At 59.9% G+C, this 25,360-nt stretch carries 26 protein-coding genes; 19 read left to right on the top strand and 7 right to left on the bottom strand.

What is annotated here, in order from left to right:
* Positions 1 to 447: 447 nt before the first annotated feature.
* The gene (locus FNY10_RS09860; RefSeq protein WP_131047974.1) at positions 448 to 1,353 is read right to left on the bottom strand and encodes a LysR substrate-binding domain-containing protein; all 906 of its coding nucleotides are present in this window, start codon (positions 1,351 to 1,353) and stop codon (positions 448 to 450) included.
* Between the two features lie 243 nt (positions 1,354 to 1,596).
* On the opposite strand from FNY10_RS09860, the gene FNY10_RS09865 reads away from it, so the two are divergent.
* Together FNY10_RS09865 and FNY10_RS09870 are read left to right on the top strand one after the other, a co-directional pair.
* The gene (locus FNY10_RS09865; protein ID WP_131048033.1) at positions 1,597 to 2,202 is read left to right on the top strand and encodes a glutathione S-transferase; all 606 of its coding nucleotides are present in this window, start codon (positions 1,597 to 1,599) and stop codon (positions 2,200 to 2,202) included.
* A gap of 232 nt (positions 2,203 to 2,434) precedes the next feature.
* On the top strand, positions 2,435 to 4,045 hold the full coding sequence (locus FNY10_RS09870; protein WP_160704662.1) for an FAD-NAD(P)-binding protein: 1,611 nt from the start codon (positions 2,435 to 2,437) through the stop codon (positions 4,043 to 4,045).
* Between the two features lie 79 nt (positions 4,046 to 4,124).
* Here the strand turns inward: FNY10_RS09870 and FNY10_RS09875 are convergent, their stop codons facing one another.
* The 5 genes from FNY10_RS09875 to FNY10_RS09895 all read right to left on the bottom strand — a co-directional run bounded on the left by FNY10_RS09875 (position 4,125) and on the right by FNY10_RS09895 (position 7,969).
* Positions 4,125 to 4,760, bottom strand: coding sequence for a carbonic anhydrase (locus tag FNY10_RS09875; RefSeq protein ID WP_131047972.1), 636 nt, complete (start codon positions 4,758 to 4,760; stop codon positions 4,125 to 4,127).
* Positions 4,761 to 4,957: 197 nt separating this feature from the next.
* Positions 4,958 to 5,728: a DeoR/GlpR family DNA-binding transcription regulator gene (locus FNY10_RS09880; protein WP_131047971.1), complete on the bottom strand. Its 771-nt coding sequence runs from the start codon at positions 5,726 to 5,728 to the stop codon at positions 4,958 to 4,960.
* Between the two features lie 147 nt (positions 5,729 to 5,875).
* Positions 5,876 to 6,301 carry a glutaredoxin-dependent arsenate reductase gene (arsC, locus tag FNY10_RS09885; protein ID WP_160704660.1) on the bottom strand — a complete coding sequence of 142 codons (426 nt, stop codon included), beginning with the start codon at positions 6,299 to 6,301 and terminating at the stop codon, positions 5,876 to 5,878.
* Positions 6,302 to 6,310: 9 nt separating this feature from the next.
* Positions 6,311 to 7,603 (bottom strand): arsenic transporter, encoded by a 1,293-nt coding sequence (locus tag FNY10_RS09890; protein ID WP_160704658.1) that lies wholly within the window; start codon positions 7,601 to 7,603, stop codon positions 6,311 to 6,313.
* Positions 7,604 to 7,648: 45 nt separating this feature from the next.
* Complete coding sequence (locus FNY10_RS09895) at positions 7,649 to 7,969, bottom strand: metalloregulator ArsR/SmtB family transcription factor (RefSeq protein WP_160704656.1); 321 nt, start codon at positions 7,967 to 7,969, stop codon at positions 7,649 to 7,651.
* A gap of 254 nt (positions 7,970 to 8,223) precedes the next feature.
* Between FNY10_RS09895 and FNY10_RS27180 the strand changes: the two genes are divergently transcribed.
* From FNY10_RS27180 to FNY10_RS09945, 11 genes are all read left to right on the top strand, one after another.
* Entirely contained in the window at positions 8,224 to 8,352 is a 129-nt protein-coding gene (locus FNY10_RS27180) for a hypothetical protein (RefSeq protein ID WP_255493190.1), read from the top strand.
* Positions 8,353 to 8,467: 115 nt separating this feature from the next.
* Entirely contained in the window at positions 8,468 to 9,691 is a 1,224-nt protein-coding gene (locus tag FNY10_RS09900) for an SfnB family sulfur acquisition oxidoreductase (protein ID WP_160704654.1), read from the top strand.
* 10 nt (positions 9,692 to 9,701) lie between these two features.
* The gene (locus FNY10_RS09905) at positions 9,702 to 10,367 is read left to right on the top strand and encodes a methionine ABC transporter permease (protein ID WP_416309044.1); all 666 of its coding nucleotides are present in this window, start codon (positions 9,702 to 9,704) and stop codon (positions 10,365 to 10,367) included.
* A 42-nt stretch (positions 10,368 to 10,409) separates the two neighbouring features.
* On the top strand, positions 10,410 to 11,186 hold the full coding sequence (locus FNY10_RS09910) for a MetQ/NlpA family ABC transporter substrate-binding protein (protein WP_142255873.1): 777 nt from the start codon (positions 10,410 to 10,412) through the stop codon (positions 11,184 to 11,186).
* Positions 11,187 to 11,247: 61 nt separating this feature from the next.
* The gene (locus FNY10_RS09915; protein ID WP_160704650.1) at positions 11,248 to 12,291 is read left to right on the top strand and encodes a methionine ABC transporter ATP-binding protein; all 1,044 of its coding nucleotides are present in this window, start codon (positions 11,248 to 11,250) and stop codon (positions 12,289 to 12,291) included.
* A gap of 148 nt (positions 12,292 to 12,439) precedes the next feature.
* On the top strand, positions 12,440 to 14,143 hold the full coding sequence (locus FNY10_RS09920) for an ABC transporter substrate-binding protein (RefSeq protein ID WP_160704648.1): 1,704 nt from the start codon (positions 12,440 to 12,442) through the stop codon (positions 14,141 to 14,143).
* A gap of 45 nt (positions 14,144 to 14,188) precedes the next feature.
* Positions 14,189 to 15,148 carry an ABC transporter permease gene (locus FNY10_RS09925; RefSeq protein WP_141964460.1) on the top strand — a complete coding sequence of 320 codons (960 nt, stop codon included), beginning with the start codon at positions 14,189 to 14,191 and terminating at the stop codon, positions 15,146 to 15,148.
* A 3-nt stretch (positions 15,149 to 15,151) separates the two neighbouring features.
* Entirely contained in the window at positions 15,152 to 16,099 is a 948-nt protein-coding gene (gene opp4C / locus FNY10_RS09930; protein ID WP_160704646.1) for an oligopeptide ABC transporter permease, read from the top strand.
* A complete protein-coding gene (locus tag FNY10_RS09935; protein WP_160704644.1) occupies positions 16,096 to 17,076 on the top strand; it encodes an ABC transporter ATP-binding protein in 981 nt (326 codons plus the stop codon). The genes opp4C and FNY10_RS09935 overlap by 4 nt, the downstream gene beginning before the upstream one ends.
* On the top strand, positions 17,073 to 18,059 hold the full coding sequence (locus FNY10_RS09940; RefSeq protein WP_160704642.1) for an oligopeptide/dipeptide ABC transporter ATP-binding protein: 987 nt from the start codon (positions 17,073 to 17,075) through the stop codon (positions 18,057 to 18,059). The genes FNY10_RS09935 and FNY10_RS09940 overlap by 4 nt, the downstream gene beginning before the upstream one ends.
* A 189-nt stretch (positions 18,060 to 18,248) precedes the next feature.
* Positions 18,249 to 18,389 (top strand): hypothetical protein, encoded by a 141-nt coding sequence (locus FNY10_RS09945; RefSeq protein WP_004862935.1) that lies wholly within the window; start codon positions 18,249 to 18,251, stop codon positions 18,387 to 18,389.
* Positions 18,390 to 18,436: 47 nt separating this feature from the next.
* Here FNY10_RS09945 and FNY10_RS09950 read toward each other — a convergent pair whose 3' ends face one another.
* Positions 18,437 to 19,327: a LysR family transcriptional regulator gene (locus FNY10_RS09950; protein WP_160704640.1), complete on the bottom strand. Its 891-nt coding sequence runs from the start codon at positions 19,325 to 19,327 to the stop codon at positions 18,437 to 18,439.
* A 142-nt stretch (positions 19,328 to 19,469) separates the two neighbouring features.
* On the opposite strand from FNY10_RS09950, the gene FNY10_RS09955 reads away from it, so the two are divergent.
* From FNY10_RS09955 to FNY10_RS09980, 6 genes are read left to right on the top strand one after another with little or no spacing between them, the layout of a single operon-like run.
* The gene (locus tag FNY10_RS09955) at positions 19,470 to 20,177 is read left to right on the top strand and encodes a CoA transferase subunit A (protein ID WP_160704636.1); all 708 of its coding nucleotides are present in this window, start codon (positions 19,470 to 19,472) and stop codon (positions 20,175 to 20,177) included.
* A gap of 2 nt (positions 20,178 to 20,179) precedes the next feature.
* Complete coding sequence (locus FNY10_RS09960; RefSeq protein WP_131047957.1) at positions 20,180 to 20,836, top strand: CoA transferase subunit B; 657 nt, start codon at positions 20,180 to 20,182, stop codon at positions 20,834 to 20,836.
* A gap of 9 nt (positions 20,837 to 20,845) precedes the next feature.
* Entirely contained in the window at positions 20,846 to 22,027 is a 1,182-nt protein-coding gene (locus tag FNY10_RS09965) for an acetyl-CoA C-acetyltransferase (RefSeq protein ID WP_160704634.1), read from the top strand.
* A gap of 11 nt (positions 22,028 to 22,038) precedes the next feature.
* Entirely contained in the window at positions 22,039 to 22,962 is a 924-nt protein-coding gene (locus tag FNY10_RS09970; RefSeq protein ID WP_141964455.1) for a 3-hydroxyacyl-CoA dehydrogenase family protein, read from the top strand.
* A gap of 40 nt (positions 22,963 to 23,002) precedes the next feature.
* Positions 23,003 to 24,397: a GntP family permease gene (locus tag FNY10_RS09975; RefSeq protein ID WP_416309043.1), complete on the top strand. Its 1,395-nt coding sequence runs from the start codon at positions 23,003 to 23,005 to the stop codon at positions 24,395 to 24,397.
* A 36-nt stretch (positions 24,398 to 24,433) separates the two neighbouring features.
* Positions 24,434 to 25,204 (top strand): 3-hydroxybutyrate dehydrogenase, encoded by a 771-nt coding sequence (locus tag FNY10_RS09980; protein WP_160704630.1) that lies wholly within the window; start codon positions 24,434 to 24,436, stop codon positions 25,202 to 25,204.
* Positions 25,205 to 25,360: the final 156 nt, after the last annotated feature.

Here is a 25,360-nt window from a genome sequence, read left to right on the forward strand (position 1 = left end):
ATAAAAAACCTCAAATTTACTCATCTCACCCTTTTTTCAAAGCTGTCATTACTCTTAATGAAAATCAATAGCTTACAAAAATAACAAATAAAAAGGTCTCCGTAGTCAACTGCATAATCCTGCCTCCCTGGCAACCGTGCCCGCGATTACCCCCTCAACAACCCGACAAATGACTAAAATGAAACATGACAAATGTCGTTATTGAGACGTGTTAGCTGCCTGAAAGGCGGGAACTTTTGCATGATTTTCTATCGTCTGGTGACCGGCCGTTACGCCAGCGAAACCTGGACGGGAAGCGGAGCCAACCAGCACGGCGGGCGCTGGAATCACCAGGGACACCCGGCAGACGCCACCCCTCCGCCGGGCTGGCCGCATTTCTGGCGCTGGCGCGAGAGTTTGCCCAGTCCGCCGACCGTTAAGCGCGCCCGTTGCATGGCCGGAGCACTGCTAGAGCGGCGCTGGCAAATCTCCCCGCTGACGCCAGGCCGCAAGTTCTTCATTAAGCCAGGCGATGAACACCGCCGCTTCCGCCTTCTTTTCACTTTGCTGCGGGGTGACCAGCCAGTACGGCCAGGGATAAGGCGCAGAGCAGGCGGTGACCTGGACCAGCTCTCCGCGGTCGATAGCGCCCTGCACCAGCGAGCGCCGCTCCAGCGCGATGCCATTGCCGAGTCGAACGGCCTCCAGAACCAGATTCGAATCGTTAATACAGAGTCCGCTGGCGACGATCTCTCGCTCCAGCCCGGCCTTCAGGCACCAGGCTTTCCACGACTCCATCGAAAAGATAATCTGGCTGGCCGCCACCTCCTGCGGCGTCGCGGGCAGCAAGCCGCCGTTATACTGCGGCGCGGCCACCACAATCAGCTCATCGGCGAACATATAGCGGCTTTCCAGCCCTTCCCAGTCGCCTTTCCCCATGCGAATGGCGATATCCACCGCCTCCTGCTGCAGATTGGCAACCGTCAGGCTGGCAAGCAGTCGCAAGGTAATGTGGGGATATCTGGCGCGAAAGCTACCCAGGCGCGGCAATAGCCAGTGGCTGGCAAAAGAAGGCACCGCGGCCAGGGTTAACGTTGTCGTCCGCGGCTTAACGTGGACCAGGCGAGTCGCATCGGCGATATGATTCAGCGCTTCGCGAACATGCATCGCATATAGTCGCCCCTCTTCATTAATCTGCACCCCGCGTCCGTGACGAATAAACAATCTCACGCCGAGCATCTCTTCCAGCACTTTAATTTGCTGACTGATCGCAGAATGGGTGACATGCAGTTCTTTCGCCGCCAGCGTCACGCTACCAAGCCGGGCCACGGCCTCAAAACTGCGTAAACTGGCGATCGGTGGGTAATCCGACATCAAGCAGCTCCTTGTGTTCCCGCTCCAGGAGGTCAACGTTACCATAACCCTGCGGTTTACACCGCAGGCGACAATACCGGTCAGTGATTCTGACATCTCAGGTAAGAAATGCGTAATATTCGTCATCGGCCATTTAGCGTAATGTCTCTGTGCTGCCAGGGGCGACGCGCGCCGTGATAGCCCTCTCTGGCACCTTGATTAGCCCGGAATTCTCCTTTCAGAGACAGGAAAACAGGAATCATGATGAAACTCATTGGCATGATGGACTCTCCTTACGTGAGACGCGTGGCGGTATCTCTGGCGCTGTACGGCGTCGAATTTGAACATCTGCCGCTGTCGGTATTTAGTGCCGTTGAGCCGTTCTCAAAAATCAACCCGGTGGTTAAAGCGCCTACGCTGATTCTGGATAACGCCATACGGCTGATGGACTCGACGCTGATCCTCAATTACTTCGAATCCCAGGCGGAGATGCCGTGTAAATTGCTCCCCGTCGCCGCCCCTGCACTGGCCGAAGATCTTCAGACGCTGGGATTAATTCTGGCTGCCAGCGAAAAAGCCGTACAGCATGTTTACGAGCAGCGCTTACGGCCGCCAGAGAAACAGCATCAACCGTGGATCGAACGCATCACCTGGCAGTTGCTGGCGGCCTGCCGGGAATGGAACGCCGCGCTGGAAAATCGCGCGCCCAACGCCCGGCTCGATCAGGTCTCGGTCACCAGCGCCGTGGTATGGACCTTTATTCAGGCAATGATCCCCGACGTGGTTAAGGCGCATGACTTCCAGAATATTCGCGCCCATCGCGACATCGCCGAAGCCCATCCGGCCTTTCAACAGTTTCCGTTGCCGTGAGCGATATCAAGCGGAACCCTCATCGGGGCAGCGCCCCCTTTTTTATTGCCCAGGGGGGCAAGCCAGATGCAACAGCAGAGCAAATGGCGTCCGGCTGGCTAGTGCCGGGATTTTCGACCACACTTAAACCCGATGCCCTCCGCCGTACCGAAGGCGGAGATCGCTTTTCCCGCTTCACCGTCCGACAGACGGGAAACTGCAATGGAAGAACGTTTATCACGGGTGATTATGCATGAAGAAAATTGCGATTATCGGCGCCGGTCCCACCGGGATTTACACGCTGTTTTCCCTGTTAAAACATCAGCAGCCGCTGGCGGTGACGGTCTATGAGCAGGCGCGTCAGGCCGGCGTCGGCATGCCATACAGCGACGAAGAAAACTCGCGCATGATGCTGGCCAATATCGCCAGTATTGAAATCCCACCGATCCTCTGTCGCTATATCGACTGGCTGAAGCAGCAAAGCGAGGAGCACCTGGCCCGCTATGGCGTCAGCCATGACTCGCTGCATGTTCGCCAGTTTCTTCCGCGGGTCCTGCTCGGCGAGTATTTTCGCGACCAGTTTATCGGCCTGACCGCCAGGGCCAGACAACAGGGCTTCCCGCTGACGGTGCATGAATCCTGTGAGGTCACCGACCTGCAGGCCACGGCAGAAGGCGTCAGGTTATGGGCGCAAGGTGAGCCGCTGGCGGAGCGTTTCGATCTCGCGGTCATCGCCACAGGCCACGTCTGGCCCGCTGAGGAGGAGTCCACCCGTACCTTCTTCCCCAGTCCGTGGTCCGGCCTGATGGATGCGCAGATCCCGGCCTGCAGAGTCGGTATCATGGGCACCTCGTTGAGCGGAATTGACGCCGCGATGGCCGTGGTGATGCAGCACGGCGAGTTTGTCGAATCCGCCGAACGACCGCTGCAGTTCAGGCTCAATCCGGCCAGCGAAGCGCTGAATATCGTCCTGATGTCGCGCGCCGGTATTTTGCCGGAGGCGGATTTTTACTGCCCGATTCCCTACGAACCGCTGGCGGTGGTGACCCCTGACGCGCTGGACAAGGCGATTGCCGCCGGTGCGAAGGGGTTGCTTGACCGCGTCTTCCGGCTGATGGCGCAGGAGATTGCCCGCGCCGATCCGCAATGGAGTGCCCGCATTGCCCTCCCGACGCTGGACGCCGACAGCTTCAGCGACGCGTGGTTTGCTGAACGGCGCAAACACGACCCGTTTCACTGGGCGCAGGCCAACCTTATGGAAGTCGAACGCAACAAGCGCGAGAAATACACCGTGGCATGGCGGTATAGCCTCCTCCGGCTGCATGAGGCCGTGCAGGAGATTGTCCCGTATCTGGATGCGCGGGATAGTCAGCGCTTTCGCACCGGACTCGCGAGGGTGTTCATCGATAATTACGCCGCTATTCCGTCGGAATCGATCCGCCGCCTGCTGGCGCTGCGCGAAGCCGGGGTCATCCGCATTGTCGCCCTCGGCGAGGATTACCAGATGACGATTGAAGAGGACAAAACGCGGATAACCACGCGAGAAACCGGCGATACCTATGATGTTTTTATCGATGCGCGCGGGCAAAAAGCGCTAAAAACCAACGATCTGCCCTTCCCGACGTTACGGGAACAGCTCCAGGCGACCGGCGACGATATCCCGGATGTGGGGGATGACTACACATTACAAGAACCTGCGGAAGTCCGCGGCCGCGTGGCGTTTGCGGCGCTGCCGTGGTTAATGCATGACCAGCCGTTTGTGCAAGGTATTACCGCCTGCGCCGGGATGGCTGAAGCCATAGCAGGCGCCATTTCCCGGCCGGCGTCTCGCCGCCGCAGGCGTTTGCCGCTGACAGAGCTGTAACGCTGGCAGGTTCAGCTCAAGGCGACGAGTAGTAACCAAAGCACCGCTACACAGGGCTTCCCTGCCCTGAAGAGAGCAATTACTCGAAGTAGACGGCCGGGTTCTCGGACAGCGAGACGAAGGTTTTGGTGTGCTTATCCAGCGCGCCGATGGCTCCGCTTTCAATATCATAAACCCAGCCGTGCAGGCGCAGCGCCTTATCACGCAGACCGACGGCAACCGACGGGTGAGTTTTGATATTGTTCAGCTGCGCGATAACGTTTTCCCGCACCATCGCATTCACTTTATCGATTTCACTGTTCCAGGTGCCTTTTTCGACCACCGCTTTTGCCGCATCGGCATAGCGCAGCCAGTGTGCCACCGCCGGCATCGGATCCAGGCACTGACAGGTCGCGACCGCACTCATCGCGCCGCAGTTGGAGTGGCCGCAAATAACAATATCGGTGACGCCCAGCGCCACTACGGCATATTCGATAGTCGCGGAAACGCCGCCAGGCTCTGGCCCGAATGAGGGCACGATATTCCCCGCGTTACGAATGACAAAGAGCTGTCCAGGTTCCTGCTGGGTGACCAGTTCTGGCACCAGGCGGCTATCAGAACAGGAGATAAACAGCGCTTTGGGATTCTGGCTGGAGGCCAGGCTGCGGAACAGCTCTTTACGCTGCGGGAAGATCTCTTTCTGGAAGTTGAGGAAACCCTCAATGATATGTTGCATAGCAGTGTCTCTTTTCTCGGTATGAATTACGGTATGACAAAGATCACAGTTTGTCAGTGTAGCATCGCGGCAAAGAATAGGAATCGTTATTCAAATGCAATCTGTCGGTTGCAGCGCCGATCGTTTACCGGCAGGCGAGCGAGCAATACCCGGCAGCGGCTAAGTCTACGGGGGTTAGCCATCGCGCAGGCAACGGGTCAGACGGTATAAATACGGATATCGTGCTCGCGAAACGTGTCGCGATACTCGCGACTGATGTTCTCCTCCACCACCAGCACATCGATATCGCTGCTCTGCGCGACCACGAAACGGGCCACCGCCGGAATTTTATCCGAGGTCAGCCCGACGATAATTTCACTGCACTGTTTAATCACCGCTTTTTTAAATTCGCAATCGGCATAGTCAAACCCGGTCAGGCCGGATTCCGGCGCCATCGCGCAGCCGCCGATAAACCCCTGATCAAACAGCACCCCCTGCAACTGAGCCACCGCCGAGGTCCCCACGCAGCCGCCCGACGCTCGCTGAACCTGCCCGCCAAGCATCACCACGTCATACAGCGGCTTTTTGAGCAGCTCTGCGGCGATTTCCGGCGAATTGGTCACCACCGTTAACGCCAGCTCGGCAGGCAGCGCCTCCGCCATCGCCAGATTGGTGGTACCGGTATCGATAAAAATGCAGCCGCCGGGCTTCACCAGTCTTGCGCATTTCTGCGCGATTCTGAGCTTTGTTGCCGCATTTTTGTCTTTCCGCTCGCTGTAATCCCCGGCTTCCGGCAGGTTCATTACCGCGCCGCCGTACACCTTTTTACAGAACCCGTCTTTGCTAAGTTCATGCAGATCCCGGCGAATGGTATGCTCAGAAACGTTTAAGCGGCTGGCCAGCTCGCTACACACCACCCGACCGTTTTCCTGGAGGATCTGACAAATCAGCGCTTGTCGTTGTTGGGGGAAAGCCGCATAATCGAGCAAATCAACTCCTTAATTCATCTTAATCGAGCATTAAAGAGCATGATCATGCATCCACCCGGCTCTGTCAACCTATAGCGGGACTCGTCAGGGCTGCACGCCAGGCGCTTTTTCACTCAGGCTGAAGCGGGATTTGCCGGGCCGGATGCCTTATGGCTGCCGCTGGTCTGAAGGCGCCACGACCCATTCCCCATCCTCCTTGCGAAATGGCTGTTTCTGCGGCTGGGTAAGGATCTCCAGCACCACTTCCGACGGACGACAAAGGCGTGTGCCCAACGGGGTGACCACGATGGGCCGGTTAATCAGGATCGGCTGCTGCAACATACACGCGATCAGTCGTTCATCGCTAAGGGTGTCATCATCAAGCCCCAGCTGCGCGTAGGGTTCGACGTTTTTGCGCAGCAGCGCGCGCACCGTTATCCCCATCGCCGCAATCAGTGCCACTAACTCTTCCCGCGACGGCGGCGTGTCGAGATAGTAGATAATCGTCGGCTCAATACCGCTGTTGCGGATCATGGCCAGCGTATTGCGCGACGTGCCGCAATCCGGGTTGTGATAAATGATGGTATTGCTCATATCAGGTTCTCACGACAGAGAAAAAGAGAGACGCCAGGCCAGTGCGGCCAGCGTCACCAGCAGTACCGGTAGGGTCATAACGATCCCGGTACGGAAATAGTAGCCCCAGGAGATAGCCCTGTTCTTTTGCGCCAGAACATGCAGCCAGAGCAGCGTCGCAAGGCTGCCGATGGGCGTGATTTTAGGCCCCAGATCGCAGCCAATGACGTTGGCGTAGATCATCGCCTCTTTGATCACCCCGGTTGCCGCGCTGCCATCAATGGACAGCGCCCCGACCAGTACCGTCGGCATATTATTCATCAGCGACGAGAGGAACGCCGTCAGCACCCCGGTACCGAACGTCGCCACCCACAGTCCGTTTTCCGCCAGCACATTCAGCACCGCGGAGAGCGCCGCGGTTAACCCGGCATTGCGCAGACCGTAGACAACCAGATACATCCCCAGCGAAAAGACGACGATTTGCCACGGCGCGCCGCGCAGCACGTTGCCCGTATTAATGACCCGTCCCGTTTTCGCTACCGCCAGCAGCACCGCGGCTCCGGTGGCGGCAATCGCGCTGACCGGGATCCCCCGCGGTTCGAGGACGAAAAAGCCGGCCAGCAATGCCACCAGCACCACCCAGCCGGTCAGGAACGTCGGACGGTCTTTAATCGCGCTGGCCGGTTCAGGCAACAGGGCCAGATTGTAGACCGGCGGAATATCGCGGCGAAAGACCAGATGCAGCATCGCCAGGGTCGCGAGGATCGCCGCGATATCGACCGGCACCATAACCGCCACATAGGCGCTGAAGCCCAGATGGAAAAAGTCGGCCGAAACAATATTGACCAGATTCGACACCACCAGCGGCAGGCTGGCGGTATCGGCAATAAACCCGGCGGCCATCACAAAGGCCAGCGTCGCGCGCGGGCTGAACCCCAGCGCCGACAGCATCGCGATGACGATGGGGGTCAGAATCAGCGCCGCGCCATCGTTAGCAAACAGCGCGGCCACGACGGCGCCCAGCACAATTATCCAGCTAAACAGCATCCGCCCGCGCCCGTTCCCCCAGCGGGCGACGTGCAGGGCCGCCCAGGAGAAAAAACCCGACTCGTCCAGCAGCAGGCTGATAACGATCACCGCAATAAACGCCGCCGTGGCGTTCCAGACAATATTCCACACCAGCGGAATATCGCTCAGTTGAATAACGCCGGACGCCAGCGCCAGCACCGCCCCGAGGCTCGCGCTCCAGCCGATGCCGAGTCCCTTCGGCTGCCAGATAACCAGCAGCAGTGTGAATAAGAAAATGGTCCCTGCGAGCAGCATGCCCCACCCCATCAAATATGTAATAACAGATATATTAAGCGGCCATCAGCAGGAAGACGGCGCCGCGTCAGCCAGCCGGGCGCGCACCTCATCCCGCAGGCATCGCCATGCGCTGTCGACGATCTCTGCCGCCCAGGCCGGCATATGCGGCGACAAACGGTAGTGCACCCATTTCCCTTCCCGACGGTCAATAACCAGCCCGCTCTGGCGAATAATCGCCATATGACGGGATATTTTGGGCTGGGACTCCGCTGTCAGCGCGCAAATATCGCAGACGCACAGCTCACCTCGCGCTCTGAGCAACATCACGATCGTCAGGCGCGTGGCGTCGGACAAGACTTTAAAAACTTCTAGCGGATGCGGCATTTTCGGTTCCTTACGTGACATTAACACATATGCTAATTCATATATGTCTATCTGGAAATAACCGCGTGCAAAAAAGCGCTCTCCACGGCTGATTTCCCTGCCTGCCAGCATGCATGTTTTGATTTTGAACGTGCCAACAAGCTCCCGGCAGAGCAAATTCATGCCGTTCCGCCCGCGTGTCGGAGCGATAACCGTCAATATGGATGTTATCCGCCTCTCCAGACCAGGCCTCGCGCCACCGCTAACGGAATGTCATGGACGGCAATATTCGCTTTCCCCGCCGCAGGCTGGCGGAAATGCAACAGCCTGCTGCCACCGTCGCTGCATTTGCAGCAGCCCACCGGCGCAGATTAAAACCTAATCCATTGATTTTAATCATCTAAAAAATCGTCGCGAGCTGGCACAAGCTTTGCTATTCACATATAACACGCTGGAATTATAGGTTATTTATTTATCTATTTTTTGCATATAACCATTGAGTTAACACGAGAAATCCGTATGTCAGAACGCCAAACGCCTGTCAGCTATACCCGCCATTCGCCGGATGCCCATGTCATCCGCAGCGATGAAGAAGCCATCGCTATTGCCCACGAGATAGCCCTGCTGCTGCAACCGGGAGCCGCAGAACGCGACCGCAGCGGCACGGTCGCGCCAGAGATTATCGATACCTTCTCCAACAGCGGTCTGTGGGGCATTACGGTGCCGCGCCAATGGGGCGGGGCCGAGGTTTCCGCCGCGACCCTCACCCAGGTGATTGCCATCATCTCCGCCGCCGATCCGTCGCTCGGGCAAATCCCGCAAAACCACTACTGCCTTCTTGAGGATATTCGTCTGCAGGGCAGCCCAGAGCAGCAGGCCTTCTTTTTTGGCCTGGTGCTGCAGGGGCATCGTTTTGCCAACGCGCTCTCCGAGACCGGCGGCAAAACGGTGCTCGATATCCGCACCCGGCTGGAAAGTCGCGGTGATGGTCTGTACATCAACGGGCGCAAGGGCTATTGCACCGGATCGCTCTACGCCCACTGGATCGGCATCCTGGCGCTGGACGCCGACGATCGCGCGCAGCTGGCCTTCGTGCCGCGTGACAGCGCCGGTCTGACGGTGCTCGATGACTGGGACTGCCTGGGTCAGCGCAATACCGCCAGCGGTACGGTCCTGGCGGAGAACCTGGCGGTCGCGCCGTTCCATCTTTTCCCGACGTGGAAATCTTATGCCGTGCCGACGCTCGCCGGCCCCTTCGCCCAGCTCACCACCGCCGCGATTGATGCCGGGATCGCCCGCGCAGCTCTCAATGATACGGTCGCGTTCGTGCGCCAGTTCGCCCGCCCGTGGATTGATGCCGGCGTCGAACGGGCCAGCGACGATCCGCTCACCATCTACCATATCGGGCAGATCGATAGCCGACTGGCCGCCGCCGAGGCGCTGCTGGAGCAGGCGGGCAAGGTCCTCGACCGCTTCAAACATGATCTCAGCGAGGAGCATGTGGCGCAGGCCTCCATCGCCGTGGCCCGGGCCAAAGTGTTCACCACCGAAGTGGCCCTTGACGCCGCCAGCCGCCTGTTTGAACTCAGCGGCACCCGGGCGACCAGCAACCGCTACCACTTCGATCGCCACTGGCGCAATGCGCGCGTTCACACCCTGCACGACCCGGTACGCTGGAAATATCAGCTGCTCGGCAACTGGGTCTTAAACGGCGTTCGCCCGCAGCGTCACGACTGGAACTGAGGTGGCCCCCGTGCTGGAGTTTTTTGCCGATATCGACTGGAACGATGTGACGCAGGCGGGCATCGACACGTTAATCATGCTGGGGTGTTCGCTGGGCTTTACCGTGCTGTTCGGCCTGCCGCTGGGGATTGTCCTCTACCTCACCGGCCAGCCGCGACTGCTGCACGCCCCGCGGCTGTATCGCCTACTGTCGTTTTGCGTCAACGTCCTGCGTTCGCTGCCGTTCATTATTTTGCTGATCGTGATGATCCCGATCTCCACCTTAATAACCGGCACCTCTCTGGGCGTAGAGGGCACCATTCCGCCGCTGGTGGCGGGCTGCGCCCCCTTCTTCGCCCGGCTGGTGGAAAGCGCCTTGCGCGAGGTCGATCACGGTCTGGTGGAGGCCAGTTGGTCAATGGGCGGCAATACCGCGCAGCTGATCTGGCACACCCTGCTGCCCGAATCGCGCGCCGGTCTGCTTGCCGCCGTCACCGTCACCGCGATTTTGCTGGTGGATTACACCTCTATGGCCGGGGTTATCGGCGGCGGCGGGCTCGGGGATCTGGCGATTCGTTTTGGCTACCAGCGCTTTCAGACCGACGTGATGGTAGTCACCGTCCTGCTGCTGATTGCCCTGGTACAGGTTTTACAGATGAGCGGCGACCGCCTTGTGCGTTACGTGAGCCGTAAATAAGAAGACACGCGACTTTCCAAGGAAAAAACCATGAAAAAAATAGTGCACAAGACCCTTATCGCTGCCGGACTGCTGACCCTCTTCTCCGCCTCTGCCGCCGCCAGCGAGACGCTGACCGTCGGCGCCACGCCGGTACCGCACGCAGAAATCCTTGAGTTCGTCAAGCCGGAGCTGGCCAGACAGGGCGTGGATTTGAAAATCAAAGTCTTTAACGACTTTATTCAGCCCAACCAACAGCTGGCGGAGAAAAACCTCGACGCCAACTACTATCAGTACCGTCCGTTCCTCGATAACTACAACCAGACGCGACATACGCATCTGGTGCCGGTGGTGGGCGTCCATATTGAACCGTTTGGCGCCTACTCCAGCAAATACCACGACATCAAAGCGCTGCCGGATGGCGCCACCATCGCTATCCCTAACGACCCGGTCAACACCGGGCGGGCACTGGTGATGCTGAGCGATGCGGGTTTGATCACGCTGAAAAACCCGAAAGATCCGCAGTCGGCAACCAAAGATATCGTCGCCAACCCGCATCATTTTAAAATTCGCGAGCTGGAAGGCGCCATGCTGGCGCGGGCGGTGAATCAGGTCGATCTGGCGTTTATATTCGCCAACTATGCGCTGGAAGCGGGGATCGACACCGATAAAGCCCTGCTGGTGGAAAAAGGCAGCGATCTGTACGTCGAGTATCTGGTGGCCCGTCCCGATAACCTCAACGATCCGGGGATCCAGAAGCTGGCGAAAGCGCTGCACTCCGACGCGGTACGCAATTTTATTCTGACCCGCTACAAGGGCAAAATCGTCCCGGGCTTCTGAGAAGCGGAGCGTATCCGGCGGCGCGGCCGCCGGTTTTTTAAGGCTGACGGAGCAAACTATCGTGACCCACAACCCTCGTGCCGTACCGCATATACAGTTAAACGCAATCAGCAAAGCCTACCCCAACGGCGTTCAGGCGTTGCAGAACATTAACCTGACGCTCTATCAGGGCGAGATTTTCGGCATTATCGGCCGCAGCGGCGCCGGGAAATCGACGCTGTTGCGCCTGTTTAATCGCCTCGAAAACGCCGACAGCGGCGAAATCACCATTCACGGCGAACGGACATTGCGCTATTCACGCAGCCAGATGCGCGACCTGCGCCGCCGGGTGGTGATGATCTTTCAACACTTCAACCTGATGTCGACCAAAACGGTGGCGCAAAACGTCGAGCTGCCGCTCAAGATGGCCGGCGTTCCGCGGGCCGAAAGGCAGCGTCGGGTCGATGAGATGCTGGAACTGGTCGGTCTCAGCGCCCTGCGCGATAGCTGGCCGGCAAAGCTCTCCGGCGGGCAAAAACAGCGCACCGGGATCGCGCGCGCGCTGGTAACCCAGCCGGAAATTCTGCTGTGCGACGAAGCGACCTCGGCGCTTGACCCGGAAAACACCCTCTCGGTACTGAAGCTGTTGAAAGAGATTAACCAGCGCCAGGGTCTGACGATCGTTCTCATCACCCATGAAATGGAGGTTATCCGCACGCTCTGCGATCGGGTGGCGGTGCTGGAGCGCGGGCACATTATCGAACAGGGCGAGGTGTGGCGGGTGTTTGGCAACCCGCAGCACGAAGTGACGCGCAGCATGACCAGTACGCTGCATCACGCTCGCCCCGGCGAAAATCTGTCGTCGGTGGACGGCTCGCAACTGGTGACCCTGCACTTCGACGGCAGCAGCGGCGGTGAGCCGGATTTACACCATATCGCCGCCTTGCTCGGCGACGGCGCGCGCCTGCTGTACGGCAACTGCGAGCAGATCCAGGGGCGAGTCATCGGGCAACTGCGCATCCGCCTGTCCCGGCCGCTGGATGACCGCGCGTTGGGCCAGCACGGCTGGGTCGCGGACCGGCTGACCCTCGGCACGGAGCCGACGGTGAAAAACTCTGCCTCTTAAGCAAAATCTGGCATTTTATTGCCAGATTATTGCTAATGCCGATTCGCGATAAATCATATTTTTTCGTTGTTAGACAGGCCGTGGTGCGCCTCTTATCTTTCGTCATGAATTGTAAATTTCAGCGCAATCATTTGATGAAGGAGCACTTTTGTCCAGATTACTGCACGGATTAAAAACTAAACAAACGCGATTCGCACGCGCTCTCAGCATCGCGTTAATCGGCGGCACGCTGGCATTTTCTTCTGTTGCCAGCGCGGACGACATTTTGCAGCAAGGCATCACCCCGGCCACCGACGCCAGCCAGATCCCGGCGGCCGCCAAACTGCGTAAAGACACTATCGTCGCCGGGATTTCCGAGCCGCAGGGCATCTTTAACCCCTACTTCTTCGTTAACGGCTGGGATGAAAACGTCACCAACGTCATCTTTTCGCGCCTGATTGACTGGGACAGCCACGGCAACCTGGTCCCAGGACTTGCCGAAAGCTGGCAGGTCAGCGCCGATAACAAGGTGTATACCATCAAGCTGCGGCCGAATCTGACCTTCAGCGACGGCTCGCCGCTCACCGCGGAAGATGTCGCCTTTACCCTGACCGTGCTGCTGGATCCGAAGTATGACGGCGATACCGATATTACCCTCGCCAACATTGCCGGCGGCGCCGAGTATAAAGCCAGCAAAGCCGACAGCGTCAGCGGTCTGAAGGTTATCGACCCGCTTACCCTGCAGGTCACCACCACGCAACCTGGCGCCACAACGCTGGCAAAAATTGGCGGTCCGGTACTCTCCAGAGCGTATTATGGCAAGGAATATCAACGCGGCAATCTCGACTATCTCCGCACCCTGCACGGAAAACCGTTGGGCAATGGTCCTTACGTCTATGACAAATATATTCCGGGCCAGGAGATTCGTTTCCACGCCAACAGCCACTTCTACCGCGGCACGCCGCCGACACCGCGTTTTATTTACCGCGTCACCAACCCGTCGACCAACTTCCAGCTGTTTCAGACCGGTGAAACCGACTACGACGCCTTTACCGCACGCCCGGACGATATCGAACAGCTGAGAATGCTCGGCTTCGCCAATATCAACCTTTACGGCTCCAGCGATTACAGCCAGGTGGAATTTAACCTCCGTCGTCCGGCGCTGAAGGATGCCAGAGTGCGTCAGGCGCTGATTTACGGCCTCGACCGCCAGAAGCTGATCGATGTGGTGTACCAGGGCTATGGCAAGGTGGCCATTGAACCGATCGCCCCCATCTCCTGGGCCTATAATCCGCAGGGGGTCAACCCGTATCACTACGATCCGGCGCAAGCGAAAAAACTGCTCGATGAAGCGGGCTGGAAACCGGGGCCGGATGGCATCCGCGTGAAAGACGGTCAACGTCTGGAACTGACGCTGCTGGTCAGTAAGAAGGTGATCAACGATGCGCTAATCCCGATTGCCAAAGAGAACTGGCAGCAGATAGGCATCGTGCTCAAACCGCAGGTGGTCGACTTCAACGCCCTGATGGCCCAGCGCAAAGCCGGCAACTATGACCTGGCCTCCTTCAGCACCAGTACGCTCAACGACCCGCACGATGGCGTATGGGATTTCTACAGTAGCGAAGCCAAAGAGTCAGGCTATAGCAATCCGCAGGTCGATAAGCTGATTAACGCAGGCAACGCGGTGCTCGACGTCGAAAAACGGAAGCCGATTTACCACCAGCTGTATCAGGTGCTGGCGGAAGACCCGCCGGTTATTCTTCTCGGCTATCGCCAGGTTCTCTCGGCCAGCAGCGCCAGGGTATCCGGTTTTAAACCGGATATTTATAACGGCCTGACCGGCAGCCTGCCGGATGTGAAAATCGCCAGGTAATCATCACAGCCGCCGGAATAATCCGGCGGCTGATACGAGAATGTTATGAGAAATTTTATCCTGAGACGGCTGCTGCAGACGCTGCCAATGTTGCTGCTGGCCTCATTGATCATTTTTATGCTGTTTGCCAAAACTCCCGGCGACTTTATCGACGGCAATATTACCCTCACCGCCGCGCGCGCCGCCGAACTCAAAGCCATCTACGGCCTCGACCAGCCGCTGTTGACCCGCTATCTGCGCTGGCTCGGCCAGCTGCTACGAGGCGATCTGGGCTTCTCGCTGCAGTACCAGATTCCGGTCAGCCAGTTGCTCAACCAGTACATCTGGAACTCGTTCCTGCTGGCAAGCATTGCGCTGGTTTTTTACTGGGGTATCGGCCTGACGGTGGGCATCGTCTCTGCCATGAAGCCCAACTCGCTATTTGACCACCTGGTGAGCGTGGCGGTCTTTGCCGCGATGTCCTTTCCGACCTTTTTTCTCTGTCTGCTGCTGATTAAGTGGTTCGCCGTGGATCTGCGCTGGCTGCCGGTGGGCGGGATGACCAACACCGGCAGCGATGATCGCGGCTGGGACTATATCCTGCAGGTGGCCGCGCACCTGGTGCTGCCGGTTCTGGCGCTGGTGATGCTGCAGGCCGGCAGCCTGACGCGCTACTTCCGCGCCAGCATGCTCGACGTGATCAGAATGGACTTTATTCGTACCGCCCGCGCCAAAGGGCTGCGCGAACGGACGGTGATCTTCAAGCACGCGCTGCGTAATGCGCTGCTGCCTATTATCACCCTGCTCGGCTTCGAGCTGCCGGGACTGTTTTCCGGTGCCATCATCACGGAAAAGGTCTTTAACTGGCCCGGGGCCGGACATATTCATATCGACTCGCTGGCCGCCCGCGATTATCCGGTACTGATGGGGTTTACCCTGTTTCTGGCGGCGCTCACTATTCTGGGCAACCTGATAGCCGATATTCTCTACGCGTGGGCCGACCCGCGAATTCGCGTGAGGTCATAAATCATGTTTAGCACGCTGTTTTCAACACAACGTCGCCTGCGCAAGGCGGAGATTCCGGCGCTCGCGATGATCACCCCATCACCGTGGCGCCAGGCGTGGCGGTCGCTGAAACGCAACCGGCTGGCTATGTTTTGCCTGCTGCTGCTGGCGGTGATGGCCGCCTGGTGCGTGCTGGGGCCGCTGTGGTCGCCGTGGAAAGATGATGCCACCGATGTCCTGATGATTAACAAGCCGCCCGGCGCGGAGCACTGGCTGGGCACCGACTTTCTCGGCCGCGATGTCTACACCCGCCTGCTGATGGCCGGACGCATTTCGTTGATTATTGGCCTGCTCACCATGCTGCTGTCGGTGGCGCTGGGCTACCTGCTCGGCGCCGTCTCCGGCTATGCCGGCGGCCTGACCGATAAGCTGATCATGCGCCTGGCGGACCTGGTGATGACCATTCCCGGCCTGCCGCTGCTGATCGTCGCCGGGGCGATGTTATCCGAGCTCGATTTTTCCCCGGACGCCCGGGTCTACATGGTTGTGGTGATGCTCAGCCTGCTGGAGTGGCCAAAACTGGCGCGGCTGGTACGGGGTCAATGCCTGTCGCTGCGCGAGCGCGACTTCATGCTGGCAACCCGGGTGCTGGGCCTCTCCGCCCGCCGTCGCCTGTTTGGTCATCTGCTGCCCAATACCATTCCGATTCTGGTGGTCATGGCCACCATGGCGGTGGCGAATGCCATTCTCAGCGAATCGGCGCTCAGCTACCTTGGACTGGGGGTGGTACCGCCCACGCCCTCCTGGGGCAATATGATGGACGCCGCCAACAGCCTGATCGACTTCCAGCGCCGCCCGTGGCTGTGGATGCCGCCGGGTATCGCCATTTTTATCACCGTCATTGCCATTAACGTGCTGGGCGACGGCCTGCGCGATGCGATGGATCCGAAAATGAAACAGAGGCTGAAATGAGCGCCCCGTTAATCACCTTCCGACAACTCTCGGTCTCCTTCGCCAGCGAAAAACAGCGCGTGCGGGCGGTACAGGAGGTGTCATTCGCTATTCACGCCGGCCAGACCGTCGGCGTGGTCGGCGAATCCGGCTGCGGAAAAAGCGTCACCGCCATGGCCTTAATGGGCCTGCTGCCGCCCCAGGCCGCGCGCATTGATAGCGGCGAAATCCTCTTTCACGACCAGGACCTGCTGCGTCTGCAGGCCAACAACATGGCCGACCTGCGCGGCAACCAGCTGGCGATGATCTTTCAGGAACCGATGACCGCGCTGAACCCGGTGCTGACCATCGGCGAGCAGCTGTGCGAGCCGCTGATTCGCCACCGTGGCGAGACCCCCAAAGCCGCCTGGCGCCACGCCACCCGCCTGATAAGCGAAGTGGGGCTGGCCCGTGCGGATAGCCTGATGAGCAGCTACCCGCACCAGCTCTCCGGCGGCATGCTACAGCGCGTGATGATTGCCATGGCGCTGAGCTGCCAGCCACAGCTGCTGATCGCCGATGAACCGACCACCGCGCTGGATGTCACCGTTCAGGCGCAAATCCTGCGCCTGCTGCGCGATCGGGCGCAGGCCAGGCGGATGGCGATGATGCTGATCACCCACGATCTGGGGGTCATTGCACAAATGGCGCAACAGGTGGTGGTAATGTACGCCGGACGGGTGGTCGAAACTGGCCCGACGGCCGAGATCTTGCGCCACCCGCAGCATCCCTATACCCAGGGGCTGCTCGCCTCACGCCCGGTGCCCGGCGAGCGACGCCGCCGCCTGTACTCCATTCCCGGGCAGGTGCCGGATCTCGCCGCCCTGCCGCCCGGCTGCGCCTTTGCCGACCGCTGCGAGCGGGCCAACGCCGACTGCCGCCAGAGTCTCCCCCCGCTGCGGGGAACAACGCGGCAGGTCGCCTGCTTTCACACCCTATCCGCGGGGCCGGTTGTATGAATACGGAAAACAATGAATATGTCATTGAAGTCGAAGGATTAAAAAAACACTTTCCGCTGCGCGACGGGCTCTTTGGCCAGCAAACCGGGCAACTGCGGGCGGTGGACGGCGTCAGCTTTCGCATTCGCCAGGGGACCATTTTCGGCCTGGTGGGCGAATCAGGCAGCGGGAAAACCACCGTGGGCCGCACGCTGCTCGGACTGTATGAGAAAACCGCCGGTAGCGTGAAATACCGGGGGCGGGAGCTCTCCGCCCTCTCCTCGCGGGAGATGCAGGCGCTGCGGCCCAAAATCCAGCTGGTGTTTCAGGACCCCTACAGTTCGCTTAACCCGCGGATCCGCATCGGCGAGGCGATCGGCGAAGCCATGTTGCAGCATAAGCTGTGCAGCCGGACGGAGCTGTATGACAAGGTGATTGCGGTGATGCAGATCTGCGGCCTCGCGCCCCAGCACTACAACCGCTTTCCCCATGAGTTCTCAGGCGGTCAGCGTCAGCGGATCGGTATCGCCCGCGCGCTGATTCTCAATCCGGACTTTATCATTGCCGACGAGCCGATCTCGGCGCTGGATGTCTCTATTCAGGCGCAGATCATCAATCTGTTTTCCGATCTGCGCGACGATTTCGGCGTCACCTTTTTGTTTATCTCCCATGACCTTGGCGTAGTGGAACATCTGTGCGATGACGTGGCGGTGATGTATCTCGGACAGCTGGTGGAGACCGCCAGCCGCGATGCGCTGTTTGCCCAGCCGCGCCACCCCTACACCCAGGCGCTGCTGGCCGCGGTACCGACGCTCGACCCGCACGCAGAACCCGTCGCGGTCGTACAAGGCGAGCTTCCCGATCCGTCGAATCCACCGCCCGGCTGCCGCTTTTCCTCCCGCTGTCCCCAGGCCAACGACCGCTGTCGCCGCGACATCCCCGCCCTGCGTGAGATAGCCGACGGTCACTATGTGGCCTGCCATGAGGTGGTCGCCTCCGGCTAAACCGCGAGACCCTGCGACTGAGGTCGTTGTCCTGCGTCGCGGCAAAGCAGGACAGCTCCAGGCCGTCGCCATCGGGCCGCCCGGCGTCGGCATTATCGCTCTGTGCGGTAACGGGGCACCGAGGGTTCATCCTGCCGTGGTTTTGCCCTATACTGACCACCGTCAAAACTGAACGAAAGTGGGTAACTCATGGAAATTGATCTCGACAATCTGGTCTTCAGCGGTCTGGAAGAGGCGCAAGAGCGCAATGCTGAACGCCTTGAAGATGCTGACAAAAAAGCCGAAGCGATCGTTGCCGATGATGATTGCGGCGACGCCTGCAAAATCTGATTCCTGAACCGGCTAACCACGCCGGTTTTTTTATTCTCGCCCGTCACTCAAGCCGCAAGCGCCCCTTTCAGTGTCCCCAGCAACGCCTGCGCCGCCTTCGACAACTGCAGATGACCGGCATGGATAACCCCGATACACTTCTCAATCGGCGGGTTATCCAGCGGCAGGCATACGGCGCCCAGCGCCTGCATCTGCGACTGACAGAGCGCCGGGACGGCGCTGCCGCCGAGGCCGCTGGCCACCATTCTGCCCACCGTCACCAGCTGGTGACTCTCCAGCGCGACATCCAGCTGACGGCCGCTGCGCGCCAGCTCCTCTTCCAGCATCAGGCGGACCGCTGAAGGCCGCTGCAGCGTAATAAAATCCAGCGTCAGCAGCTCGCGCCAGCAAAGACGCGGCTTGCCGGCCAGGGGCGATGATTTCGGCACAATCGCGATAAAGCGGTCAACGCCCAGCGGGGTAAACAGCAGATTATTGGTCGGCGCCGGTTCAAAGGCGATCCCCATCTCCACCCGCCCTTCACGCACCATTTCTATCACCTGCTCGTTTATCACATCGTGAACGGTGACGTTAATCCCGGCATAGCGATCGCGAAAGGCTTTCAACACTTCGGGCAGGACGTTTGCCGCAAACGAGGGCATGGCGGCGATTGAGATTTTGCCGCGCTGCAAGGTAAAGCTCTGGCGCATCGCCTCTTCGACGTTATCCCAGTCGGCCAGCAGCTGGCGGGCCATCGGTAAAAAGATTTCCCCCTCCTGAGTCAGCGTCACCCGGCGGGTGCTGCGTTGCAGCAATGCGCCGCCGAGCCCTTCCTCCAGTCCTTTGATGGTCAGGCTGAGGGCTGGCTGCGAAATATTCAGCCGCTCACTGGCGTGGGCAAAATTCAGAGTGTGAGCTACCGCTAAAAACGCGCGTAACTGTTTGACACTCATTCTCATTTTTCACCCCGTTAACTAATTGAAAAAATTTAGTTAACAATAAATTAATAAAAAAACCCAATGAGTAGGTCACAAATTCAAAATTAACAAATCAGTCTGCGCCGCCAATGATAGCCCCATCGCAAGCCAGCGGAGGTGAAACATGGCAGGACTGGATAAGCGCGTCGCCAGCTACGAAGCGGCGCTGGAAGGATTAACGGACGGTATGACCGTGCTGGCCGGCGGTTTTGGCCTGTGCGGCATTCCCGAAAATTTGATTGCCGAGGTCAAACGCCGGAACGTGCAGGGGCTGACGGTGGTATCCAATAACTGCGGTGTCGACGGTTTCGGCCTCGGCATCCTGCTGCAAACGCGGCAGGTACGCAAAGTGGTGGCCTCTTATGTCGGCGAAAACGCCCTCTTTGAACAGCAGGCGCTCAGCGGCGAACTGCAGGTGGAGCTTACGCCGCAAGGCACGCTGGCGGAAAAAATTCGCGCCGGCGGCGCGGGCATCCCCGGTTTTTACACCGCGACCGGCTACGGTACGCCGGTCGCGGAAGGCAAAGAGGTGCGCCAGTTTGCCGGTAAGCACTACATCCTCGAAGAGGCCATCACCGGCGACTTCGCCCTCGTCAAAGGCTGGAAGGCGGACTGGTACGGCAACGTAATCTATCGTCATACGGCGCAAAACTTTAATCCGCTGATGGCCGCCGCCGGTCGCATTACGGTGGTCGAGGTGGAAGAGATAGTGCCGCCGGGCGAACTTGCGCCCTCTTCAATCCATACCCCCGGCATCTACGTCGACCGGCTGATCGTCGGCCAGTTCGAGAAACGCATTGAACAGCGCACACTGCGCGCAGGGAGCCGCTGATTATGCTGACTCGCGAACAAATGGCCATCCGCGTCGCCCGGGAGCTGCGCGATGGCGACTACGTCAATCTCGGGATCGGCATCCCGACGCTGGTGGCCAACTACATCCCGGCAGGCATTGACGTCATGCTGCAATCCGAAAACGGCCTGCTCGGCATGGGCGGTTTCCCGCACGAGGCGGAACTCGACGCCGATATGATCAACGCCGGGAAACAGACGGTCACCGCCCGGACCGGCGCGGCGATTTTCGACTCGGCGCAATCCTTCGCCATGATCCGCGGCGGTCATGTCGATCTGACGGTTCTCGGCGCCTTTGAAGTTGACGTTGAGGGCAATATCGCCTCGTGGATGATCCCGGGGAAAATGGTGAAAGGCATGGGCGGGGCCATGGATCTGGTGGCCGGGGCGCAAAATATCATCGTGGTGATGACCCACGCCGCGAAAAACGGCGAATCCAAACTCCTGCCGCGCTGTACCTTGCCGTTGACCGGCGTCGGCTGTATCCAGCGGGTGCTGACCGACCTCGCCCTGCTGGAGATACGCGACGGCACTTTCGTCCTGCGCGAATACGCACCGGGCGTCACCCTCGACGAAATCAGGCGCAAAACCGCCGGACGCCTGATTGTTCCGGACGACGTCTGCGAAATGCGTTTCAACTGAGGAGGCAACATGAAAGAAGTGGTGATTGTCGGCGCGGTCAGAACGCCTATCGGCAGCTTTCGCGGCGTATTCTCGGCGCTTTCCGCCGTTGACCTCGGCGCCGAGGTCGTGCGCGGCCTGCTGGCCCGCTGCTCGCTGCCGGCAACGCAAGTCGACGAGCTGATTTTCGGCCAGGTTTTAACCGCTGGCTGCGGACAGAATCCAGCGCGTCAGACCGCCTTGCGCGCCGGCCTGCCGGTCAGTTGCCCGGCGGTGACGGTGAATCTGGTGTGTGGCTCCGGGCTGAAAGCCGTGCAGCAAGCGGTTCAGGCGATCCGTAGCGGCGACGCCGAGGTGGTCATCGCCGGCGGTCAGGAGAGCATGAGCAATGCCCCCTATCTGATTGACGGCGCCCGCGCCGGACTGCGCGTCGGCCACAGCAGCATGCAGGACAGTATGATTCAGGACGGCCTGTGGGACGCTTTCAACGACTATCACATGGGGGTGACGGCAGAAAACCTCGCCGACCGCTATGCCATCGATCGCCAGCAGCAGGATGCCTTTGCCGCCGGTTCACAGCAGAAAGCGGCGGCGGCTATCGAAGCGGGCCGTTTTACGCAAGAGATCGTACCGATCGTCGTCAGGCAGGGCAAGCAGCAGCCGCAGACCATTAGCGACGATGAACAGCCCCGTCCGGCCACCACGCCAGCGCAGCTGGCGCAACTGCGCCCGGCGTTCCGCAAGGAAAACGGCAGCGTCACCGCCGGCAACGCCTCTTCGCTCAACGACGGCGCGGCGGCGGTGCTCCTGATGAGCGCCGACAAAGCCCGGGAGCTGGGGCTGCCGGTCCTGGGCCGCATTGTCAGCGCCGCCGTGGCGGGGGTCGATCCGGCGGTCATGGGTATTGGCCCCGTCAGCGCCTGCGAGATAGCGCTGGCGCGGGCCGGATGGCAGCTGGACGAGGTGGATTTAATTGAGGCTAACGAGGCTTTTGCCGTGCAGGCGCTGGCGGTTGGCCAGTCTCTGGGCTGGGAGAGCAGTAAAGTCAACGTCAACGGCGGCGCCATTGCGCTAGGCCACCCTATCGGCGCCTCCGGCTGCCGGATCCTCGTCACCCTGCTGCATGAAATGCAGCGCCGGGGCGTCAGCAAAGGGCTTGCCACCCTCTGCGTGGGCGGTGGGCAGGGTATCGCTATGACGATCGCACGCTAACAGGAGTCACTATGTATAAACCAACGCTGGCGGTACTGGGCGCCGGACTGATGGGTATCGGTATCGCCTGCCACTTTGCTCGCCACGGCCACCGGGTACGACTGTATGACACCGACCCGACGCGTCTGGCGGAAGTGCCCGCCGTTGCCGCCGCTATTTTGCATGAGCTGCACGAGAGCGGACAATTTGACGCCGCCCACCAGCAGGAGGTTGTGGCGCGCTTAGTCGGGACCGCCAGCCTTAGCGATCTGGCGGACTCTACGCTGCTGATTGAGGCGATTCCCGAACGTTTAGCGCTCAAACATGCGCTGTACGCTCAGCTGGAAACGCTGATTGCCGACGATGCGATTATTGCCAGCAACACCAGCGGCCTGCCGCCGGATAGCCTTGCCGAGGGCATGGTCCATCCGCAGCGGCTCCTGATCGCCCACTTCTGGCACCCGCCGCACTTTATTCCGCTGGTGGAAGTGGTGCCCGGCAGCGCCACGCGAGCGGAACTCCCCGCTCTGGTGAGCGACTTTTTCACCACCGCGGCGCTGGAAGCGGTGGTGCTTCAGCGGGCGGCACCGGGGTTTGTCGGCAACCGCCTGCAGTTCGCTCTGCTGCGCGAGGCGCTGCATATCGTCCACAGCGGTATCGCCTCGCCGGAAGTGGTGGATCGGGTGATGCGCGCCTCCCTCGGCCGCCGCTACGCGATGGTCGGCCCGCTGGAGGCAGCCGATATGACCGGGCTGGCGACGGTGCAGGATATTTGTCAGCACCTGCTGCCGGAGCTGGCCTGCGGCGCGCAAATGATGGAACTGGTGGCGGAAAAGGTCGCCAGAGGCGAGACCGGCGCGCGCAGCGGACAAGGCTTTTATCGCTGGGATAATGCCCGGCTGGAGCGTATCCAGTCGCGTCGGCAGCACCTCCTGCGCTATGCCCTGAAACCGTAGCTTCTCGAACTGCAGCCAATAACAATGAGAGTGAGGTGTCGTGATGAGTGTTTTGATCGCCCTGGCCGCGCTGGCGTTACTGATGCTGGCAGCCTATCGAGGTTATAGCGTTATCCTCTTTGCCCCTATCGCCGCCCTCGGCGCAGTGCTGCTCACCGACCCCGGCGCGGTCGGACCGACCTTTACCGGTCTGTTTATGGAAAAAATGGTCGGGTTTGTAAAGCTCTACTTCCCGGTATTTCTGCTGGGCGCGGTGTTCGGCAAACTGATCGAGCTGTCGGGATTCTCGCGCGCCATCGTCGCCGCCGCCATTCAGATCCTCGGCCGACGTCACGCCATCCCGGTCATCGTGCTGGTTTGCGCCCTGCTAACCTACGGCGGCGTCTCGCTATTTGTCGTGGCCTTCGCGGTCTACCCTTTTGCCGCCGAGCTGTTCCGCCAGAGCGCGATCCCCAAACGGCTGATTCCGGCCACCGTCGCGCTCGGCGCATTTTCATTCACCATGGATGCCCTGCCCGGCACGCCGCAGATCCAGAACATTATCCCCACCAGTTTCTTCGGCACCAACGCCTGGGCGGCCCCCTGGCTTGGCTTGATCGGTTCGCTGTTTATCATCACCTTTGGCCTGCTATGGCTGGAGCGTCAACGCCGTAAAGCCCAGCAGGCGGGAGAAGGTTACGGCACGGATTTGCAAAACGAGCCGGATACGCCGGATAACCTCAACCTTCCCCATCCGCTGATTGCCATTGCCCCGCTGCTGCTGGTGGGAGTGCTGAACCTGCTGTTTACCCGTTGGATCCCGCGGTGGTACGGCACCACCAACGAGCTGGTTCTACCGGGACTGGCGAAACCGGTCGTCACCGAAGTGGGCAAAATCACCGCTATCTGGGCCGTGGAAGCGGCGCTGTTGGCTGGCATTGTCGTGGTGCTGGTGTTCGGCTTTCGCAATATTCGCGGACGTCTGGCGGAAGGCAGCCGCACCGCCGTCAGCGGCGCCATTCTCGCGGCGATGAATACGGCGTCGGAATATGGTTTTGGCGCCGTCATTGCCGCGCTGCCCGGTTTTCTGGTGTTATCAAAGGCGCTGACGGCGATTCCCAACCCGCTGCTGAATGAAGCCATCAGCGTGACGGTACTGGCGGGGATTACCGGCTCCGCATCCGGCGGGATGAGCATTGCGCTGGCGGCGATGTCGGAGACCTTTATCGCCGCCGCCCACGCCGCCGATATTCCGCTGGAGGTGCTGCATCGCGTGGCCTCGATGGCCAGCGGCGGCATGGATACGTTGCCGCATAATGGCGCGGTCATTACCCTGCTGGCGATCACCGGCCTCAGCCATCGTCAGGCCTACGGCGGCATTTTTGCCATTACCCTGATTAAAAGTCTGGCGGTTCTGTTTGTCATTGCCGTCTTCTATTTAACCGGTATTGTCTAATGCGGCAATATAACCGGCATCACGAAGGAAAATACCATGAATCTGAACGCAAAGGTGGCGCTGGTCACCGGCTCAACCAGCGGTATCGGTTTAGGGATCGCGAAGGTGCTGGCAAAATCCGGCACGCAGCTGATTCTCAACGGCTTTGGCGATAGCGCATCCGCGCGCGCAGAAGTGGCGCAGGTCGGCAAAACGCCGGGCTACCACGCTGCCGACCTGCGCGATGTGCAGCAAATTGAGGCGATGATGGCCTACGCCGAGGCGCAATTTGGCGGCGTGGATATTGTGATTAATAACGCCGGGATCCAGCACGTGGCGCCGGTGGAGCATTTCGCCGTAGAGAAATGGAACGATATCATTGCCATCAATCTCTCCAGCGTCTTTCACACCAGTCGTCTGGCGCTCCCCGGGATGCGGGCGCGTAACTGGGGGCGAATCATTAATATTGCGTCGGTTCACGGCCTGGTGGCTTCGAAGGAGAAGTCGGCCTACGTGGCCGCCAAACACGGCGTGGTCGGTCTGACCAAAACGCTGGCGCTGGAGACCGCCGGCACCGGCGTGACCTGTAATGCGATTTGCCCCGGCTGGGTGTTAACCCCGCTGGTTCAGCAGCAGATCGATAAACGTATCGCTGAAGGTAGCGATCCGCAGCAGGCCCGCGAACAGCTGCTGGCGGAAAAGCAGCCCTCCGGCGAGTTTGTCACCCCGCAACAGTTGGGGGAGCTGGCGCTGTTTCTCTGTAGCGAAGGCGCCGCCCAGGTGCGCGGCGCGGCATGGAACATCGACGGCGGCTGGGTCGCGCAATAACCGCCCACCTGCTCAGGAGGCCCCCGCGCCTTCTGAGCAGCGCCCGGCGTGCCACATTATCTCCAACGAAATATCTCCCTGCCGCCGGTTTATTTTCGCCAAAAGACAATGAGTGCGGGCTATTTATTTAATAATGCTGTATGGTTTCAGGCCATT

It is taken from the genome of Klebsiella sp. Lac1, assembly GCF_009825425.1.
Lineage (GTDB): Bacteria > Pseudomonadota > Gammaproteobacteria > Enterobacterales > Enterobacteriaceae > Klebsiella > Klebsiella electrica.